Genomic DNA, 13,404 nt, shown 5'->3' with positions numbered 1-13,404 from the left:
TTCGTCTTACACCTAAGGACGTGCCGAGATGGCTGCCGCAGAGAAGCTCGTAACTACGGTCTCGACCAAGGGACAGGTTATCCTGCCCAGCGCGATCCGGAAACGGAGGGAATGGCATGCCGGCACACGCCTTCTGGTCGAGGATACCCCGGAGGGCGTGCTACTGAAGCCTGCGCCAGTCTTCGCCGAGACGCGGCCAGAGGACGTGTTTGGATCGCTGCGCTATAGCGGCAGGCCGAAGACGTTGGAAGAAATGGACGCGGGCGTGCTCGCCGAAGCGCGGCGGCGCCATGCTCGCAATTGATACCAACGTGATCGTCCGCTACCTGACGGGCGATCACCCGTCGCAGTCTTCCCGCGCCCGGGCGCTGATCGATAGCCAGCCGGTCTTTGTCGCCGTCACGGTGATGCTGGAAGTCGAATGGGTGTTGCGCAGCGCCTACGGTTTTGCGCCTCTTGAAATCGCCCGTACGCTACGGGTGTTTAGCGGGCTTCCCACGGTAGAGGTGGAAGACGGGGCGGTCGTGTCGTCCGCGCTCGACCTCTCGGAACAGGGGTTGGATTTCGCTGATGCGCTGCATCTGGGCAAGTCCGCTCACTGCGCTGGCTTCGCGACTTTTGACCGCAAGTTCGTCAGGGCCGCGAAGGCGGCCGGATACGAACGCGTGCAAGAAGCATAGCAGCTCACAGCGGCCCAGCGCGGCACAAAAGCGCGCCACAGGGTCAGCCTGGTTTCAGGCATAGATGCCGGAGCGGACTGCCTCCAGATAGGCAAGCACCTTGTCCGTCTTGCCTTCGCGAACCAGATCGTAGGCGGTCTTTCCGGCCCAACCGGGGATCGGCTGATGCTTGAACCAGATCGCCGCACGATGTTCATCACCGGCCATCTCGCCGGCCATCGCCAGGATACGGACGATGGGACTCAATGCGGCGTCGACCTTGCGCGCACCGGGCTTGGCGGCAAGCGTGTTGCGCGCGAGACCGGTCAGCCCCGCCAGTTCTGTCATATTGACCGCTAGCAGTTCAGCGACCCGCCTTGGCGAGAGAAGCGGCGCCCGCTCCTCGCCGAAGCGCGATGCCGAAATTTCGAAGGCTGCGGTGCTCATGGCAATTTCCTGGCACAGTTTGAACGACGTGCGCTAAATTTCTTGGCACAGTTTGAACGACGTGCGCTAAAAATGTGCTTTTTTGGTGCGCGTTTCAGGCCCTGGCTGCTAGCGCCTTCGTCTCGGCTTCTCCAACAGCGCCACGGCCTCGACATGCGGCGACCACAGGAACTGGTCGATCGGCGTCACGCTCTTCAGGGCGTAGCCGCCGTCCATGAGGATGCGTAGGTCCCGCGCCAGCGTTACCGGATTGCAAGACACCGCGGCGACGAGCGGCACGTCGCAGCGCGCGATCTGCTTCGACTGGTCCTCGGCGCCGGCGCGAGGCGGGTCGAAGACAACGCCGTCAAAGGCATTCAACTCCTTGAATGTGAGCGGCCTCCGGAACAGGTCGCGACGTTCGCCGGTCACCCGCTTCAGGCCGCTGGCGAAACGGAATGCCCGGTCGAGCGCCGCGAGTGCTGCCGCATCGCCTTCCACCGCATGAACCTCCGATCTTGCGGCCAGGCGCAGCGCGAAGCTGCCGCAGCCGGCGAAGAGATCGGCGACCTTTTTGGCGCGCGCGAAATGCTGGCCGACAATGTTGGCCATCGCCTGTTCGGCAGCTTCGGTCGCCTGCAGGAAAGCGCCCGGAGGCACTGCGACGGCGACGCCACCAAACAGGACGACCGGTTTGTTTGGTTCGATAATGACCTCGCCGTCGACCGACAGCCTGGCTAGCCCCTCGGCGATGACGAAGTTGGAAGCGACGCGGCGCTGGTTCTCGCCGAGCTTGCCGGAATCGTGAACCGCGACATCGAGGCCGGAACCGGTCACCGTCACCGCCATGTGGAACGATTTGGTCGTGGTGCAGATCAGTCCGGCAAGCATCCTCAAACGGTCGAGCGCAGCGACGATCTGCGGCGCCGAGATCGGGCATTCCTCGATCGAGATGATCTCGGATGACAGCGCGCGAACGAAGCCGAACTGCATTCCCGCCTCGCTCCGCCGGGCGGTGAAGACGACGCGGCGGCGCGTGTGCGGCGCGCACGGCACCAGCGCCCCGACATCGCAAGCGATGCCCTTGCTCTTCAGCGCATGCACGACCTTTTCGCGCTTCCACCGGTGATAGGCTTCAGTCTCGAGATGCTGGACGGCGCAGCCGCCGCATGCGCCGAAATGCCGGCACGGCGGATCGACCCGCAACCGCGAAGCCTGAAGGACCGACATCAAGGTGGCGCGATCTTTCTCCCGCGCGGCGGTGACGACCTCTCCCGGCAGCGCGAACGGAATGAAAACCTCGCCGGTTTCCGTCTCGGCGATGCCGTCGCCCTGCGAGCCCAACCTTGCGATCGTGAAACGGGTGCTCATCGCCTCTGGGTCTCGACGTCCTTGATGCCGCCGAGCAGGAACTCGCGGTTGCCGTCGCCGCCCTCTATCGGTGACAGATGAAGCCCCAGCGAGCGCCAGCCGGGAATGGCATCGAGCCAGTCCTGCATCAGGCCGGCAATGCGCGCCGCATCATAGGGGTCCTTCAGCAGGCCGCCCTTGCCGATCGCCTCGCGGCCGGCCTCGAATTGCGGCTTGACCAGAAACACAGCTTTTGCGCCATTCCTGGCCAAGGCAAGCGCCGGCGGCAGCGCCAGTTTCAGCGATATGAAGCTGACATCCGAGACGATGAAATCCGGCACACGGCCGCCGAGATCGGCGGCCGATAGTTCGCGCGCATTCAGGCCTTCAATTACCGTCACGCGCGGATCGCCGGCAATGTTGGAGTGCACCTGGCCGTGCCCGACATCGATCGCCGTGACATGCGCCGCGCCGCGTTCGAGCAGCACCTGCGTGAAGCCGCCGGTCGAGGCGCCGACATCGAGCGCTTCGCTGCCGGTGGGGTCGAGGGCGAAATGGTCGAGACCAGCCTTCAGCTTCAGTGCAGCGCGCGACACGTAACCTTGCGCCGGATCGTCAACGACGATGTTGCACTCAGGCAGAACGGCCTGGCCCGGCTTGAGGGCGACGATGCCATCGACCGTCACGGTGCCGCGCTCGACCGCGTCGCGGGCACGCGAGCGGCTGGCAAACAGGCCGCGCTGGACGAGCAATTCGTCGAGCCGCTGGCGTATGCTGGCTGGCGGAAGGGAAGTCATCGGCCTTCATGGCGAAAGCCAACGATGATGGCAAGGAGATTGGCGATCAGAGAAGGCATAGTTGGAAAGGCGGTGAACGCATCAAGCCGCTGCGCTGTTTGTCGAACCTCGCACGAGACCCGACGCAATGCTAAGAAAGAGATGCCGTTTAGCCGTCGAAACGTGGAGGAGGAACATGCTGACGGGAACCTGCCACTGCGGCGCAGCCCACTGGACCCTGGAGGGCGATCCCGGTTCGATCACTGCCTGCAGTTGCACACTTTGCCGTCGCTACGGCACGCTCTGGGCTTACGACTATGTCGACGAACGCATCCGCCTTGCCGGGCCCGTAAGCGCCTATCGGCGCGTCGGAAAGGCTCATCCTTCGCTTGAGATTCTCTTCTGCCCAACCTGCGCTTGCGTCCTGGCCTGGCGCGGTTTGCATCCCGATGCGGCTGGGCGCTACCGCATCGCCGTCAATGTGAGGCTTGCGCCGCCCGAGGCCGTCGCCGATCTCCCGATCGACCATTTCGATGGTCTCGATACATTCGAGGATTTGCCGAGAGATGGTCGCTGTGTGCGGGACATGTGGTTCTAGTTTCTAGAGTCTTTTCGGGATCATGCTTTAGAATCTGGTCCGCGAAACCCGCCGTTCGGCGGCCGGCGTCGGACCGTCGCTGCTGTCGCCGAACACCTGCGGGCGCGGCCGGTCAACGGAAATTGACGCCTTCGGCAAGGTATCTGGCATGACGACAAATTGCGGCGCCTGCTTGTAGGAAAAGCCGCCGCGGATTTCGCCGATCTTGCCGGCGACGATGCCCATCACCGCCTCTTCGAGTTTGCGGTCGCAGCGCGTTTCGGCCCCGGCCGACGCGGCGAAGATGGCCGCAAGCGCGATGCCGCCCAAAAGCGATCTCATTGGTCTTCTTTCCCCTGCCTGGTTGCCTTCTAGCAGGGCAGCGTTGAAGAACGGCCAAAGGACACGGTAAGCAAATCGCCAAACGGCAGCGTAAACAGCATGTTACGACTGTGCGCCGGCAATTTGATTCAAGCAGTTGAGATTTTGATTCAGACTAGCATCTTGCAGCCAAGTTGAATCGCGTCGGCGTCGCGGGAATGCGTCCAAAAAGCTAGGCGCGCTGGGCCTGCGCGGTATGCCCCAGCGCCACGAACACGGTGCGCACGATGCCGGCGCTGTCCAGCCCGGCATCGGCATACATCTTTTCCGGCTTGGCATGGTCGACAAATGTATCGGGCAGCACCAGCGGGCGCACCTTCAGGCCGCTCTCCAGCAGCCCTTCATGGGCCAGGAACTGCAGCACATGGCTGGCGAAGCCGCCGACCGCGCCCTCTTCCACCGTCACCAGTATCTCGTGCGAACGGGCCAGCCGCCGGATCAGGTCCTCGTCGAGCGGCTTGGCAAAACGGGCATCGGCGACCGTGGTCGAAAGCCCGGCCGCGCCAAGCTCCTCGGCCGCGGCCAGGCAATCCTGCAGCCTGGTGCCGAAGGAAAGCAGCGCAACCTTGGTGCCTTCCCTGACGATCCGGCCCTTGCCGATCTCCAATACCGAGCCGCGTTGCGGCATCTCGACACCAACGCCGTTACCGCGCGGGTAGCGGAAGGCGATCGGGCCGTCATCGTAGCTTGCAGCGGTGCGTACCATGTGGCGCAGCTCGGCCTCATCGGCCGCGGCCATGACGACGAAACCGGGCAGCGTCGCCAGGAAGGTCGTGTCGAAGGCGCCGCAATGGGTGGCACCATCGGCGCCGACGAAGCCGGCGCGATCGATCGGAAAGCGCACCGGCAATTTCTGGATCGCCACGTCGTGGACGACCTGATCGTAGGCGCGCTGCAGGAAGGTCGAGTAGATCGCCGCGAAAGGCTTGAAGCCTTCCGTGGCAAGGCCGGCGGCGAAGGTCACCGCATGTTGCTCGGCGATGCCGACATCGAAGGTCCTCGCCGGAAACGCTTCGCCGAACAGATCAAGCCCAGTGCCGTTCGGCATGGCGGCGGTGATAGCGACGATGCGGTCGTCCTCTCGGGCCTCCTGGATCAGGCTTTCGGCAAACACCTTGGTGTAGCTCGGCGCATTGGCGGGCGCCTTGGCCTGGGCGCCGGTGATGACGTCGAATTTGTTGACGCCATGATATTTGTCGGCCGCCGCCTCGGCCGGGGCGTAGCCCTTGCCCTTCTGGGTCACGACATGGATCAGCACCGGGCCGTCGGCATTGTCGCGGACGTTCTTCAGCACCGGGATCAGGTGCTCGAGGTTGTGACCGTCGATCGGGCCGATGTGGTAGAACCCCATCTCCTCGAACAACGTGCCGCCGGTGACGTAACCGCGCGCATGCTCGACCGCTCGCTTGATGGCGCGATCGGCGCGCTCGCCGAGATAGGACGTCAGCTTCTTGCCGAAATCGCGCAAGCCCAGATAGGTCTTGCCCGACGCCAGACGGGCCAGATAGGCGCTCATTGCACCGGTCGGCGGAGCGATCGACATATCGTTGTCGTTCAAGATGACGATCAGCCGGGCATCGAGTGCGCCGGCATTGTTCATCGCCTCATAGGCCATGCCGGCCGACATGGCGCCGTCGCCGATGACGGCAATGACATTGTTGCGGCCATCGGACAGATCGCGCGCCATCGCCATGCCGAGGCCGGCTGAAATCGAGGTCGAGGAGTGGGCTGCGCCGAACGGATCGTATTCGCTCTCGACGCGACGCGTGAAGCCGGACAGGCCGCCCTCCTGGCGCAGCGTGCGAATGCGATCGCGGCGGCCGGTCAGGATCTTGTGTGGATAAGCCTGGTGGCCGACGTCCCAAATCAGCCGGTCGTCCGGCGTGTTGAAGACGTAATGCAGCGCGACAGTCAGTTCAACGACGCCGAGGCCGGCGCCGAGATGGCCCCCGGTGTGGGAAACGACGTCGATCAGTTCGGCGCGAAGCTCTGACGCCAGCTGCGGCAGGTCGCCTTCGGCAAGCGTGCGCAAATCGGCTGGGACGCGGACCTTGTCGAGAAGCGGCGTATCGGGCTTTGCGTTCACTGTTTGCGAGCCTGGTCAGATTTTCTGTTCATCGTGAAATATGCCGCTGGCCGGCGAATGTAAATGTGGCGGTAACGCGCATCAGCTTTCGGGCAGCGGGATGAACTCTTGCTCGTCTCCAGGAACGATATCGAAGCGGCCCGTCTTCCATTCTTCTTTCGCCTGCTCGATGCGTTCCTTTGAGGACGATACGAAATTCCACCAGATATAACGTTTCGAACCGAGCGAAGCGCCGCCAAACAGCATGAAATGGGCGCCGCGTTCCGATGAGACAACGATCTCATCGCCGGGCCGGAAAACCAGCAGCCGCTCGGCCGGGAAGCGGTCACCGGATATCGAAACCTCGCCTTCCAGCGTATAGATGGCGCGCTCCTCGGCATCGGCCGGGATTTTCACGCCGGCACCCGGCGCCAGCCTGAGATCGGCATAAAGCGTGTCCGAAGCGGTGGCGACCGGGGAGCGCAGTCCGGAAAACGCACCGATGATCACACGGCCGCTGACCCCCTCGGCCTCGACTTCGGGCAGGCGCAGGGCTGCGGTGTTCTCGAAGACCGGCGCGACCTCCTCCTTGCCGTCCGGCAGCGCCAGCCATGTCTGCAGGCCGGAAACCGACATCGGCGCGCCGCGCAATTCTTCCGGTGTCCGCTCCGAATGGACGATGCCACGGCCGGCGGTCATCAAATTCACATCGCCGGGCTGGATTACCATCTCGGTGCCGAGCGAATCGCGGTGCCTGATCTTGCCGTCGAACAGGTAAGTCACCGTAGACAGGCCGATATGTGGGTGCGGACGCACGTCGAGCGCCTGACCCGCTCGCAGAACGGCTGGACCCATGCGGTCGAAGAAGATGAAGGGTCCGACCAGCCGGCGCCTGGCCGTCGGCAAGGCGCGGCGAACCTGAAATCCGCCGATGTCCTTGGCATTCGGAATGACCATCAGCTCGATCTGATCGCTGGCGAAGGCATCGCCCATCTGCGGATCGTTTCCGGGAAAGAAGCTCACGCGGTCCCCTCAGGCGAAGCGAAGTGCAGATTTGGCTTTCGCCTTGGCCGCCACCTCTTCGCGATTGCGCGGATGCTGTGTCGTCTCGAGGCTGTCGAGCAATTCGCGCGCCGAGGCGGCAATGGCCTCGACGGCATGGTCGAACGCATGCTGGTTCTGTTTCGACGGCCGCGTCGTTCCGCTCAGCTTGCGGACAAACTGAAGCGCGGCATCGCGGACCTCGTCATTGGTTGCCGGCGGATCGAAATTGAACAGGGTTTTGATGTTTCTGCACATCGTTCGCAATCTCCTCTCGTCCTGGAGCCGTTTCAAACGGGATGAGTTTTATCCTCAATCGTGATGATGTCCAAAGCCGGTAAGCAAAATTGTCGTTCGAGGCCGCGCCTCAATCCGCGTCCAACGGCTCTGTCCCCACCGGCTTGCCGTCACGCGACAGCCTGATTTTCTCGACCTTGTCCTCGGCCGCCTTCAGCAGCCGGTCGCAATGCGCCTTCAGCGCCTCGCCGCGCTCGTAGATGCGGATCGACTGGTCGAGCGGAACGTCGCCGCGCTCCAGATCGTCGACGATCCTCTCCAGCGCCTCGAGCGCCTGCTCGAAGCTCATCGCCTTGACATCCTCGTTGGTCTCACCAGCCATCGTCTATCCCTTCATCAGCCGCCCGACATGGGCGGCGACTGAAAATGCCAATCCCTGCAGATCGTAGCCGCCCTCGAGCACGCTGACGAGCCGGTTGCGGCTACGGCGCCCGGCTCGTTCGAGCAACTGGCCGGTCGCCCAGTCGAAATCATCCTCGGTGAGGTTGATCTCGGCCAGCGGATCGCGGTGGTGGGCATCGAAACCGGCGGAGATGATGATGAGGTCGGGCGCAAAATTGTCGAGCGCCGGCAGGATGCGTGACAGAAAGGCGTCGCGGAAACTATCGCTGCCGCTCTGCGGCGCCAGCGGCGCGTTGACAATGTTGCCGGCGCCGGTTTCGCTCACGGCCCCGGTTCCCGGGTAAAGCGGCATCTGGTGTGTCGAGCAATAGAGCACCGATGGATCGTCCCAGAAAATGTCCTGCGTGCCGTTGCCGTGATGCACATCCCAGTCGACGACGGCGACGCGGTCGGCGCCATGGTTCTTCTGCGCGTAGCGTGCCGCGATCGCGGCGGTGTTGAACAGGCAAAAGCCCATTGAGGTGGTCTTTTCGGCATGATGGCCGGGCGGCCGTGCGGCGACGAAGACGTTTTCGGCACGGCCGGTGAAGACGTCGTCGACCGCGGCGTTGGCTGCGCCGATCGCGGTCACGGCCGCCTGCCAACTCTTCGGGCTGGCGGTGGTGTCGGCGTCGATACGGGCGATGCCGGTGTCCGGAATCGCTGCGCGGACACGTTCGACGAATTCGGGCGGATGCGCGTAGAGGATGGTTGCCTCGTCGCCTTCGGGCGCCTGGACGCGATCGAGCGCCGCGAAGGCCTCGTCGTCAAGCACACGCTCTATGGCGCGCAGACGGTCCGGTCGCTCCGGATGACCGGGCGGGGTTATGTGCTCGAGAAAAATCGGGTGGGTGTAAAGTCTCGTGACCATGCCCCGATATAGGCGCGCCTCGCCGGTTTGGCCATGTTTTCGCGCGCTGGTGACGCGATGTTCAACAGGGTTTAGGCAACGGGCGTCGGCTGAGCCCACCGCGAGCCGCCTTGGGATCGGCGAAAAGATGACCTCAGGCCGGTGATCGGTCAACCTCGGGCTGCATCGCCGACGGTCGGTCAGGCTGAGGCAGCTTGCCGGTGCGATTGAGCAGCCCTTCCAGAAGAACCTTGAACGCCTTCACTGCCTTCTTCGACGTCGCTTCGGGATGGTTCGAATTTGCGATCCACTGCGCCGCATGCAGCGAGGCGCCGCTGACCAGCCTTGCCGCGGCTTCGGGATCGACGGCGAGAATTGTCCCCTCGTCGCTCAGTCTTTGCAGGCTCTCTGTCATCGAGCGGATGCATGTGCTCTGGCTTGGCCATTGCGATGGATCGCCGAGCACCGCCGGCCCGTCGCGAAGCACGATACGCTGGATCTCCGGCTCCAGCGCCATCTCGATATAAGCGGTGCATTCGTCGACAAAGCCCTGCCAGAGATTGTCCGGCTTGGCCGAAACGACCTTCAGCCGGGCCGACATTTCGGCATCGATCTCGGCAATGACCGCCTGGAGCAGGCCCTTCTTGTCGCCGAAGTGATGATAGAGCGCACCGCGCGTCAGCCCGGCCGATGCCGTGAAATCGTCCATCGAGGCTTCGGCATAGCCGAGCGTGCCGAAGGCCTGGCGCGCCGCCCCGATCAGCTTGGCGCGGGTTTGGGCAATCATCTCCTTGCGTGGTCTATGCATGCTCTGGCCCTATTAACATACGTCTCGTATGCCAATTGACATACGCCGCGTATGATCTATTTAAACTCATACGCCACGTATGTAATCGCCGAACCGGCCGTTGTCGAGGAGCCAGACCATGCAAAATCCCTATTCCCAGATCTTTCGCGCGCCGGGCGCCAAGGGCTTTGCCGCCGCCGGCTTCGTTGCCCGGCTGCCGATGGCCATGGCTCCGATCGGGATCGTCGCGATGCTGTCGCAGACCGATGGCGAATACTGGCTGGCCGGTGCCGTCTCCGCGACATATGCGCTGGCCAACGCTTTCGTCGCCCCGCAGGTATCGCGACTCGTGGACCGCCTCGGCCAGACGCGGATTGTGGTGCCGACCACCATGATTTCCACGCTCGCTTTTGCGATCCTGATTGCAGCGGCCAATCAGCATTGGCCGATATGGACGCTATTCGTCTCGGCGCTGCTCGCCGCCGTCATGCCCAGCATACCGGCAATGGTGCGCGCACGCTGGACCGAGATTTTTCGCAACCGCCCCGAGTTGAACACGGCGTTCGCCTTCGAGTCGGCGGCGGACGAACTGGTGTACATCGCCGGCGCATCGCTGTCGGTAGGGCTGAGCGTTGCGCTTTTTCCGGAAGCGGGAGTGCTCGCGAGCACATTGTTCCTCGCCTTCGGTTCGACGGCCTTCATCCTGCAGCGCTCGACCGAACCGCGAGCCCGACCGGTGGAACATGGTTCAGGCGGCTCGGCAATCCGCCTGCGGCCGGTCCAGATCATCACCTTGGCCCTGATCTTCATCGGCGCGACCTTCGCCACCACGGAGGTGAGCACGGTGGCGATCACCAAGGAGCTTGGCCAGCCAGGGGCCGCCAGCTTCGTCATCGGCGTCTACGCGCTCGGATCGTTCGTCGTCGGCATCATCATCGGCGCCCTGAACCTGAAACTGCCGCTGCAAATTCAGCTTGCCATCGCAATCGCCATCATTGCGCTTACCACGCTGCCGCTGCTCGTCGCCGACACAGTACCGCTGCTGGCACTGGCCGTCTTCGTCAGCGGCGTGGCGATTTCGCCGACCTTCATCACGGCATTCGGCCTGATCGAACGGCGCGTGCCCGAGGCGGTGCTGACCGAAGGCGTGACCTGGGTGATGACCGGCATCGGCATCGGCATGGCGCTCGGCTCGTTCGCCGCCGGCTGGGTGGTGGACGCTTTCGGCGCGCAGAACGGGTTCTGGGTATCGGTGGCATCGGGCACAATCGCGCTGGTCATCGTGCTCGCCGGCCAGCGCAGCCTTGCCGCGCCGGACTGCGACATGGCTGCATGCGACGCAGCCGCGGTCGCTGCGGAATAGTTTCCGGTGCGTCCGCCCCGAGCCGGGGCCGGACGCATACCAGCACCGTAAGAATGGCCTAAAGAATCTCGGTCTTGGCGATGTGGATGCCAAAACCTTCGAGGCCGACATAATGGCGCTCGCGCGAGGCGATCAGATTGATCGAGGAAATGCCGAGATCCTTGAGGATTTGCGCGCCGAGGCCGATCTCGCGCCATTCGTTTTCGCGGCGACGCGCCTCTTCGTGATCCTCGCGGTCGCCGGCAGCCGGGCGCTTGCGCTCCTGATGGGCGACGCCGACCGAGCCTTCGCGCAGATAGACGATGACGCCGCGCTGGCGCTCGCCCATTGCCTTCATGATGGCGTCCAGCCTGTGGCTGGTGCCGAAGACGTCGCTGACCACGTCCTCGGAATGAAGGCGCACCGGCACCTCGACGCCGTCGCGGATATCGCCGAAGACGACCGCCACGTGATGCATGGAGTCCCAGGGCAGCGTGTAGGTGAAGACCTGCGCCTTGCCGCCCGGCGTCTCGATGTCGGAACAGGCGACGCGCTCGACGAGCGTTTCCTTGCGTTGCCGGTAGCCGATAAGGTCGGCAACCGAGATCTGCTTCAACCCGTGCTTTTCGGCGAAGGCCTGCACCTGCGGGCCACGCATGACGGTGCCGTCATCATTGACCAGCTCGGAAATGACGCCGACCGGCGGCAGGCCGGCGAGCTTGCAGAGGTCGACAGCGGCTTCGGTATGGCCCGAACGCATCAGCACGCCGCCTTCACGCGCGATCAGCGGAAAGATGTGGCCGGGGCGGACGAAATCGGAAGCGCCGACATTGCCATTGGCGAGATTGCGCACCGTCAGCGTGCGGTCGTCCGCCGAAATGCCGGTCGTGGTGCCGTGCTTGAAGTCGACGCTGACGGTAAAGGCGGTGGTGTGGGCGGAATCATTGTCAGCCACCATCGGCGACAGGTTGAGCCGCTTTGCTTCCTCGCGCGGCATCGGCGTGCAGACGATGCCCGACGTGTTGCGGACGATGAACGCCATCTTTTCCGGCGTGCAATGGACGGCGGCGACGATCAGGTCACCCTCGTTCTCGCGGCCGTCATCGTCCATAACGACGACGATCTCGCCGCGCTCGAAGGCGCGCAGGGCTTCGACGATTTTCTTCTGGTCGTAAGGCATGGGTGCTCGCTTCGCTCGCGGGAACAGGGGAGTAAGGGAGTAGGGCAGTACGGGAGTAGGGAAAAGGAAAAAATGCTGTCGTGGGAGCTGCGTAACCTACTCCCCTACTCCCCTACTCCCCTACTCCCTTCCCGTTTGTCCCCGATGACGCAGATAATGATCCGCAATGGCGCAGGCAACCATCGCCTCGCCGATCGGTACGGCGCGGATGCCGACACATGGATCGTGCCGGCCCTTGGTCATGATCTCGACGTCGTTACCGTCCTTGTCGATCGACTTTCGCGGCGTCAGGATCGACGAGGTCGGCTTGACGGCGAAACGCGCGACGATCGCCTGGCCGGTCGAGATGCCGCCGAGGATGCCGCCGGCATTGTTGGACAGGAAGACCGGCTTGCCGTCATTGCCCATGCGCATCTCATCGGCATTCTCCTCGCCGGTGATGCGGGCGGCCTCGAAACCGTTGCCGATCTCGACGCCCTTGACGGCGTTGATCGACATCAGGCCGGCGGCGATGTCCTGGTCGAGCTTGGCATAGATCGGCGCGCCAAGCCCCGCCGGAACGCCGTCGGCGACGATCTCGATGACCGCACCGACCGAGGAGCCCGCCTTGCGGACACCGTCCAGATATTTCGTGAAGACGGCGACGGACGCCGGATCAGGCGTGAAGAACGGGTTTTCGGCGTCGCCGACGAAATTCCAGTTCCAATTGGCGCGATCGATCGATTTATCGCCCATCGACACCAGCGCGCCGCGCACCACCATGCCGGGCACGACCTTTCGGGCAAGCGCCCCGGCGGCCACCCGCGCCGCCGTCTCACGCGCCGAGGAGCGACCGCCGCCGCGGTAATCGCGCAGGCCGTATTTGACCTCGTAAGTGTAATCGGCATGGCCCGGCCGGAACTGGCGGGCGATGTCGCCATAGTCCTTGGAGCGCTGGTCGACGTTCTCGATCAGCATCGACACCGGCGTGCCGGTGGTGACCATCGTCTCACCGTCCTCATCGAGGATGAAGCCGGACAGGACCTTCACCTCGTCAGGTTCGCGACGCTGCGTTACAAAACGTGACTGGCCGGGGCGGCGCTTGTCGAGTTCGGCCTGGATCTCGTCGCGAGTGAAGCGGATGCCTGGCGGACAGCCGTCGACGACGCAGCCCAGCGCCGGCCCGTGGCTTTCGCCCCAGGTGGTGACGCGGAAAAGATGGCCGAACGTGTTGTGCGACATGGAACCAGCCCTGCCGGCGTCGGAGCCGGCTCAGCGCATGAGCCCGAAAATCGGAGCGATTTTCGGAAAGG

The 13,404-nt window shown here is 63.9% G+C and carries 16 protein-coding genes; 4 read left to right on the top strand and 12 right to left on the bottom strand.

Translation table 11 applies throughout. The features are described 5' to 3' along the window. Positions 1 to 28: 28 nt before the first annotated feature. Both NKJ20_RS08820 and NKJ20_RS08815 read left to right on the top strand, forming a co-directional pair. Positions 29 to 304, top strand: coding sequence for an AbrB/MazE/SpoVT family DNA-binding domain-containing protein (locus tag NKJ20_RS08820; RefSeq protein WP_023674129.1), 276 nt, complete (start codon positions 29 to 31; stop codon positions 302 to 304). Then, positions 291 to 680, top strand: a complete 390-nt coding sequence (locus tag NKJ20_RS08815) for a type II toxin-antitoxin system VapC family toxin (RefSeq protein WP_352743601.1) — start codon at positions 291 to 293, stop codon at positions 678 to 680. The genes NKJ20_RS08820 and NKJ20_RS08815 overlap by 14 nt, the downstream gene beginning before the upstream one ends. A 54-nt stretch (positions 681 to 734) precedes the next feature. Here the strand turns inward: NKJ20_RS08815 and NKJ20_RS08810 are convergent, their stop codons facing one another. From NKJ20_RS08810 to NKJ20_RS08800, 3 genes are all read right to left on the bottom strand, one after another. Beyond that, a complete protein-coding gene (locus tag NKJ20_RS08810) occupies positions 735 to 1,106 on the bottom strand; it encodes an antitoxin Xre/MbcA/ParS toxin-binding domain-containing protein (protein WP_352743599.1) in 372 nt (123 codons plus the stop codon). 108 nt (positions 1,107 to 1,214) lie between these two features. Next, positions 1,215 to 2,456, bottom strand: a complete 1,242-nt coding sequence (locus NKJ20_RS08805) for a class I SAM-dependent RNA methyltransferase (RefSeq protein WP_352743597.1) — start codon at positions 2,454 to 2,456, stop codon at positions 1,215 to 1,217. Continuing rightward, positions 2,453 to 3,232 carry a TlyA family RNA methyltransferase gene (locus tag NKJ20_RS08800; protein ID WP_352743595.1) on the bottom strand — a complete coding sequence of 260 codons (780 nt, stop codon included), beginning with the start codon at positions 3,230 to 3,232 and terminating at the stop codon, positions 2,453 to 2,455. Before NKJ20_RS08800 ends, NKJ20_RS08805 begins: the two co-directional genes overlap by 4 nt. A gap of 175 nt (positions 3,233 to 3,407) precedes the next feature. Between NKJ20_RS08800 and NKJ20_RS08795 the strand changes: the two genes are divergently transcribed. Further along, complete coding sequence (locus NKJ20_RS08795; protein WP_352743593.1) at positions 3,408 to 3,809, top strand: GFA family protein; 402 nt, start codon at positions 3,408 to 3,410, stop codon at positions 3,807 to 3,809. Positions 3,810 to 3,836: 27 nt separating this feature from the next. Here the strand turns inward: NKJ20_RS08795 and NKJ20_RS08790 are convergent, their stop codons facing one another. From NKJ20_RS08790 to NKJ20_RS08760, 7 genes are all read right to left on the bottom strand, one after another. Next, positions 3,837 to 4,130 carry a hypothetical protein gene (locus NKJ20_RS08790; protein ID WP_352743592.1) on the bottom strand — a complete coding sequence of 98 codons (294 nt, stop codon included), beginning with the start codon at positions 4,128 to 4,130 and terminating at the stop codon, positions 3,837 to 3,839. A gap of 211 nt (positions 4,131 to 4,341) precedes the next feature. After that, positions 4,342 to 6,255, bottom strand: a complete 1,914-nt coding sequence (dxs, locus tag NKJ20_RS08785) for a 1-deoxy-D-xylulose-5-phosphate synthase (RefSeq protein ID WP_023674120.1) — start codon at positions 6,253 to 6,255, stop codon at positions 4,342 to 4,344. Positions 6,256 to 6,336: 81 nt separating this feature from the next. Continuing rightward, entirely contained in the window at positions 6,337 to 7,257 is a 921-nt protein-coding gene (locus NKJ20_RS08780; protein WP_352743590.1) for a pirin family protein, read from the bottom strand. 9 nt (positions 7,258 to 7,266) lie between these two features. After that, entirely contained in the window at positions 7,267 to 7,533 is a 267-nt protein-coding gene (locus NKJ20_RS08775; RefSeq protein ID WP_023716908.1) for a DUF2277 domain-containing protein, read from the bottom strand. A 109-nt stretch (positions 7,534 to 7,642) separates the two neighbouring features. Then, the gene (locus NKJ20_RS08770; protein ID WP_031211056.1) at positions 7,643 to 7,894 is read right to left on the bottom strand and encodes an exodeoxyribonuclease VII small subunit; all 252 of its coding nucleotides are present in this window, start codon (positions 7,892 to 7,894) and stop codon (positions 7,643 to 7,645) included. 3 nt (positions 7,895 to 7,897) lie between these two features. Then, positions 7,898 to 8,824, bottom strand: a complete 927-nt coding sequence (locus NKJ20_RS08765) for a histone deacetylase family protein (protein WP_023674116.1) — start codon at positions 8,822 to 8,824, stop codon at positions 7,898 to 7,900. Positions 8,825 to 8,957: 133 nt separating this feature from the next. Further along, positions 8,958 to 9,611 (bottom strand): TetR/AcrR family transcriptional regulator, encoded by a 654-nt coding sequence (locus NKJ20_RS08760; RefSeq protein WP_352743588.1) that lies wholly within the window; start codon positions 9,609 to 9,611, stop codon positions 8,958 to 8,960. A 118-nt stretch (positions 9,612 to 9,729) separates the two neighbouring features. Between NKJ20_RS08760 and NKJ20_RS08755 the strand changes: the two genes are divergently transcribed. Continuing rightward, positions 9,730 to 10,953 (top strand): MFS transporter, encoded by a 1,224-nt coding sequence (locus NKJ20_RS08755; RefSeq protein WP_352743586.1) that lies wholly within the window; start codon positions 9,730 to 9,732, stop codon positions 10,951 to 10,953. A 58-nt stretch (positions 10,954 to 11,011) separates the two neighbouring features. On the opposite strand, the gene ribB is transcribed toward NKJ20_RS08755, so the two are convergent. Both ribB and aroC read right to left on the bottom strand, forming a co-directional pair. After that, entirely contained in the window at positions 11,012 to 12,112 is a 1,101-nt protein-coding gene (ribB, locus tag NKJ20_RS08750; RefSeq protein ID WP_352449900.1) for a 3,4-dihydroxy-2-butanone-4-phosphate synthase, read from the bottom strand. Positions 12,113 to 12,232: 120 nt separating this feature from the next. After that, positions 12,233 to 13,333 (bottom strand): chorismate synthase, encoded by a 1,101-nt coding sequence (gene aroC, locus NKJ20_RS08745; protein WP_352743584.1) that lies wholly within the window; start codon positions 13,331 to 13,333, stop codon positions 12,233 to 12,235. Positions 13,334 to 13,404 lie beyond the last annotated feature (71 nt).

Origin of the sequence: Mesorhizobium sp. M0185 (assembly GCF_040322175.1) — a bacterium.
GTDB lineage: Bacteria > Pseudomonadota > Alphaproteobacteria > Rhizobiales > Rhizobiaceae > Mesorhizobium.
The sequence above is the reverse complement of the archived record's forward strand: the minus strand, read 5'-3'. Positions and strand labels throughout refer to the sequence as shown.

What these genes read in the sequence shown, in the direction of transcription:
- NKJ20_RS08800 (WP_352743595.1), bottom strand. Translation starts at nt 3,232, where the DNA reads ATGACTTCCCTTCCGCCAGCCAGCATACGCCAGCGGCTCGACGAATTG.
- ribB (WP_352449900.1), bottom strand. Translation starts at nt 12,112, where the DNA reads ATGCCTTACGACCAGAAGAAAATCGTCGAAGCCCTGCGCGCCTTCGAG.
- NKJ20_RS08755 (WP_352743586.1), top strand. Translation starts at nt 9,730, where the DNA reads ATGCAAAATCCCTATTCCCAGATCTTTCGCGCGCCGGGCGCCAAGGGC.
- NKJ20_RS08820 (WP_023674129.1), top strand. Translation starts at nt 29, where the DNA reads ATGGCTGCCGCAGAGAAGCTCGTAACTACGGTCTCGACCAAGGGACAG.
- aroC (WP_352743584.1), bottom strand. Translation starts at nt 13,333, where the DNA reads ATGTCGCACAACACGTTCGGCCATCTTTTCCGCGTCACCACCTGGGGC.
- NKJ20_RS08775 (WP_023716908.1), bottom strand. Translation starts at nt 7,533, where the DNA reads ATGTGCAGAAACATCAAAACCCTGTTCAATTTCGATCCGCCGGCAACC.
- NKJ20_RS08790 (WP_352743592.1), bottom strand. Translation starts at nt 4,130, where the DNA reads ATGAGATCGCTTTTGGGCGGCATCGCGCTTGCGGCCATCTTCGCCGCG.
- NKJ20_RS08760 (WP_352743588.1), bottom strand. Translation starts at nt 9,611, where the DNA reads ATGCATAGACCACGCAAGGAGATGATTGCCCAAACCCGCGCCAAGCTG.
- NKJ20_RS08810 (WP_352743599.1), bottom strand. Translation starts at nt 1,106, where the DNA reads ATGAGCACCGCAGCCTTCGAAATTTCGGCATCGCGCTTCGGCGAGGAG.
- NKJ20_RS08795 (WP_352743593.1), top strand. Translation starts at nt 3,408, where the DNA reads ATGCTGACGGGAACCTGCCACTGCGGCGCAGCCCACTGGACCCTGGAG.
- NKJ20_RS08815 (WP_352743601.1), top strand. Translation starts at nt 291, where the DNA reads ATGCTCGCAATTGATACCAACGTGATCGTCCGCTACCTGACGGGCGAT.
- NKJ20_RS08770 (WP_031211056.1), bottom strand. Translation starts at nt 7,894, where the DNA reads ATGGCTGGTGAGACCAACGAGGATGTCAAGGCGATGAGCTTCGAGCAG.
- NKJ20_RS08765 (WP_023674116.1), bottom strand. Translation starts at nt 8,824, where the DNA reads ATGGTCACGAGACTTTACACCCACCCGATTTTTCTCGAGCACATAACC.
- NKJ20_RS08805 (WP_352743597.1), bottom strand. Translation starts at nt 2,456, where the DNA reads ATGAGCACCCGTTTCACGATCGCAAGGTTGGGCTCGCAGGGCGACGGC.